This window comes from Pseudomonas sp. PB105 (assembly GCF_009764655.1).
GTDB lineage: Bacteria > Pseudomonadota > Gammaproteobacteria > Pseudomonadales > Pseudomonadaceae > Aquipseudomonas > Aquipseudomonas cyclaminis.
The window spans coordinates 1-3,604 of sequence record NZ_RWIO01000087.1; the positions used below are offsets into that span (position 1 = coordinate 1).

Below are 3,604 nucleotides of genomic sequence, written 5' to 3' on the forward strand. Positions count from 1 at the left end.
GGAATTTAATCTTGACGATGACCTACTCTCACATGGGGAAACCCCACACTACCATCGGCGATGCATCGTTTCACTACTGAGTTCGGGATGGGATCAGGTGGTTCCAATGCTCTATGGTCGTCAAGAAATTCGGGTACTGAGTCGCGACCTGATGGCCTCGCTTCAGCAAATTGGGTATGTGATAGCTTTCGGTGTTTTGTGAGCGTCGAACTTTCGGTTCATCTCGTCTTCACACACCACAATCTGGCCTTTCGACGCAAATTGCTTGGGTGTTATATGGTCAAGCCTCACGGGCAATTAGTATTGGTTAGCTCAACGCCTCACAGCGCTTACACACCCAACCTATCAACGTCGTAGTCTTCGACGGCCCTTCAGGGAACTCAAGGTTCCAGTGAGATCTCATCTTGAGGCTAGTTTCCCGCTTAGATGCTTTCAGCGGTTATCTATTCCGAACATAGCTACCCGGCAATGCCACTGGCGTGACAACCGGAACACCAGAGGTTCGTCCACTCCGGTCCTCTCGTACTAGGAGCAGCCCCTCTCAAATCTCAAACGTCCACGGCAGATAGGGACCGAACTGTCTCACGACGTTCTAAACCCAGCTCGCGTACCACTTTAAATGGCGAACAGCCATACCCTTGGGACCGGCTTCAGCCCCAGGATGTGATGAGCCGACATCGAGGTGCCAAACACCGCCGTCGATATGAACTCTTGGGCGGTATCAGCCTGTTATCCCCGGAGTACCTTTTATCCGTTGAGCGATGGCCCTTCCATACAGAACCACCGGATCACTAAGACCTACTTTCGTACCTGCTCGACGTGTCTGTCTCGCAGTCAAGCGCGCTTTTGCCTTTATACTCTACGACCGATTTCCGACCGGTCTGAGCGCACCTTCGTACTCCTCCGTTACTCTTTAGGAGGAGACCGCCCCAGTCAAACTACCCACCATACACTGTCCTCGATCCGGATAACGGACCTGAGTTAGAACCTCAAAGTTGCCAGGGTGGTATTTCAAGGTTGGCTCCACGCAGACTGGCGTCCACGCTTCAAAGCCTCCCACCTATCCTACACAAGCAAATTCAAAGTCCAGTGCAAAGCTATAGTAAAGGTTCACGGGGTCTTTCCGTCTAGCCGCGGATACACTGCATCTTCACAGCGATTTCAATTTCACTGAGTCTCGGGTGGAGACAGCGCCGCCATCGTTACGCCATTCGTGCAGGTCGGAACTTACCCGACAAGGAATTTCGCTACCTTAGGACCGTTATAGTTACGGCCGCCGTTTACCGGGGCTTCGATCAAGAGCTTCGCGTTAGCTAACCCCATCAATTAACCTTCCGGCACCGGGCAGGCGTCACACCCTATACGTCCACTTTCGTGTTTGCAGAGTGCTGTGTTTTTAATAAACAGTCGCAGCGGCCTGGTATCTTCGACCGGCATGAGCTTACGGAGCAAGTCCTTCACCCTCACCGGCGCACCTTCTCCCGAAGTTACGGTGCCATTTTGCCTAGTTCCTTCACCCGAGTTCTCTCAAGCGCCTTGGTATTCTCTACCCAACCACCTGTGTCGGTTTGGGGTACGGTTCCTGGTTACCTGAAGCTTAGAAGCTTTTCTTGGAAGCATGGCATCAACCACTTCGCTAACTAAAAGTTAGCTCGTCATCAGCTCTCGGCCTTAAGATCCCGGATTTACCTAAGATCTCAGCCTACCACCTTAAACTTGGACAACCAACGCCAAGCTGGCCTAGCCTTCTCCGTCCCTCCATCGCAATAACCAGAAGTACAGGAATATTAACCTGTTTTCCATCGACTACGCTTTTCAGCCTCGCCTTAGGGACCGACTAACCCTGCGTCGATTAACGTTGCGCAGGAAACCTTGGTCTTTCGGCGTGGGTGTTTTTCACACCCATTGTCGTTACTCATGTCAGCATTCGCACTTCTGATACCTCCAGCAAGCTTCTCAACTCACCTTCACAGGCTTACAGAACGCTCCTCTACCGCATCACTTACGTGATACCCGTAGCTTCGGTGTATGGTTTGAGCCCCGTTACATCTTCCGCGCAGGCCGACTCGACTAGTGAGCTATTACGCTTTCTTTAAAGGGTGGCTGCTTCTAAGCCAACCTCCTAGCTGTCTAAGCCTTCCCACATCGTTTCCCACTTAACCATAACTTTGGGACCTTAGCTGACGGTCTGGGTTGTTTCCCTTTTCACGACGGACGTTAGCACCCGCCGTGTGTCTCCCATGCTCGGCACTTGTAGGTATTCGGAGTTTGCATCGGTTTGGTAAGTCGGGATGACCCCCTAGCCGAAACAGTGCTCTACCCCCTACAGTGATACATGAGGCGCTACCTAAATAGCTTTCGAGGAGAACCAGCTATCTCCGAGCTTGATTAGCCTTTCACTCCGATCCACAGGTCATCCGCTAACTTTTCAACGGTAGTCGGTTCGGTCCTCCAGTTAGTGTTACCCAACCTTCAACCTGCCCATGGATAGATCGCCCGGTTTCGGGTCTATTCCCAGCGACTAGACGCCCTATTAAGACTCGCTTTCGCTACGCCTCCCCTATTCGGTTAAGCTCGCCACTGAAAATAAGTCGCTGACCCATTATACAAAAGGTACGCAGTCACCCAACAAAGTGGGCTCCCACTGCTTGTACGCATACGGTTTCAGGATCTATTTCACTCCCCTCTCCGGGGTTCTTTTCGCCTTTCCCTCACGGTACTAGTTCACTATCGGTCAGTCAGTAGTATTTAGCCTTGGAGGATGGTCCCCCCATATTCAGACAAAGTTTCTCGTGCTCCGTCCTACTCGATTTCATGACTAAGAGATTTTCGCGTACAGGGCTATCACCCACTATGGCCGCACTTTCCAGAGCGTTCCGCTAATCTCAAAGCCACTTAAGGGCTAGTCCCCGTTCGCTCGCCACTACTAAGGGAATCTCGGTTGATTTCTTTTCCTCAGGGTACTTAGATGTTTCAGTTCCCCTGGTTCGCCTCTTACGCCTATGTATTCAGCGTAAGATAACCATCTTATGATGGCTGGGTTCCCCCATTCAGACATCTCCGGATCAAAGTCTGTTTGCCGACTCCCCGAAGCTTTTCGCAGGCTACCACGTCTTTCATCGCCTCTGACTGCCAAGGCATCCACCGTATGCGCTTCTTCACTTGACCATATAACCCCAAGCAATCTGGTTATACTGTGAAGACAACATTCGCCGAAAATTCGAATTTCTCAACTAAGAGAACTCACAAATTTTACCTTAGCCTGATCCGCTACCAGTGAAAGTAACGTTCAGTCTATCTTTCTATCACATACCCAAATTTTTAAAGAACGATCTAATCAAAGACTAGAAATCAACATTCACCATCATCACAATGGAATGCTCATTTCTAAGCTTTCAACAACAGAAGCAGTAGTGGTGGAGCCAAACGGGATCGAACCGTTGACCTCCTGCGTGCAAGGCAGGCGCTCTCCCAGCTGAGCTATGGCCCCGTATTTCTACAGGCGTTTCCCACACAAAATTGGTGGGTCTGGGCAGATTCGAACTGCCGACCTCACCCTTATCAGGGGTGCGCTCTAACCAACTGAGCTACAGACCCAATTTCG

Annotated in this window: 2 tRNA genes and 2 rRNA genes; all 4 read right to left on the bottom strand. The window is 50.9% G+C overall.

What is annotated here, in order from left to right:
* Positions 1–9 precede the first annotated feature (9 nt).
* Positions 10–125 (bottom strand): 5S ribosomal RNA (rrf, locus tag EJD88_RS20875).
* A 151-nt stretch (positions 126–276) separates the two neighbouring features.
* Positions 277–3,168 (bottom strand): 23S ribosomal RNA (locus EJD88_RS20880).
* Positions 3,169–3,414: 246 nt separating this feature from the next.
* Positions 3,415–3,490 (bottom strand) — tRNA-Ala (locus EJD88_RS20885).
* A 30-nt stretch (positions 3,491–3,520) separates the two neighbouring features.
* A tRNA-Ile gene (locus EJD88_RS20890) sits at positions 3,521–3,597 on the bottom strand.
* Between the last annotated feature and the right edge of the window lie 7 nt (positions 3,598–3,604).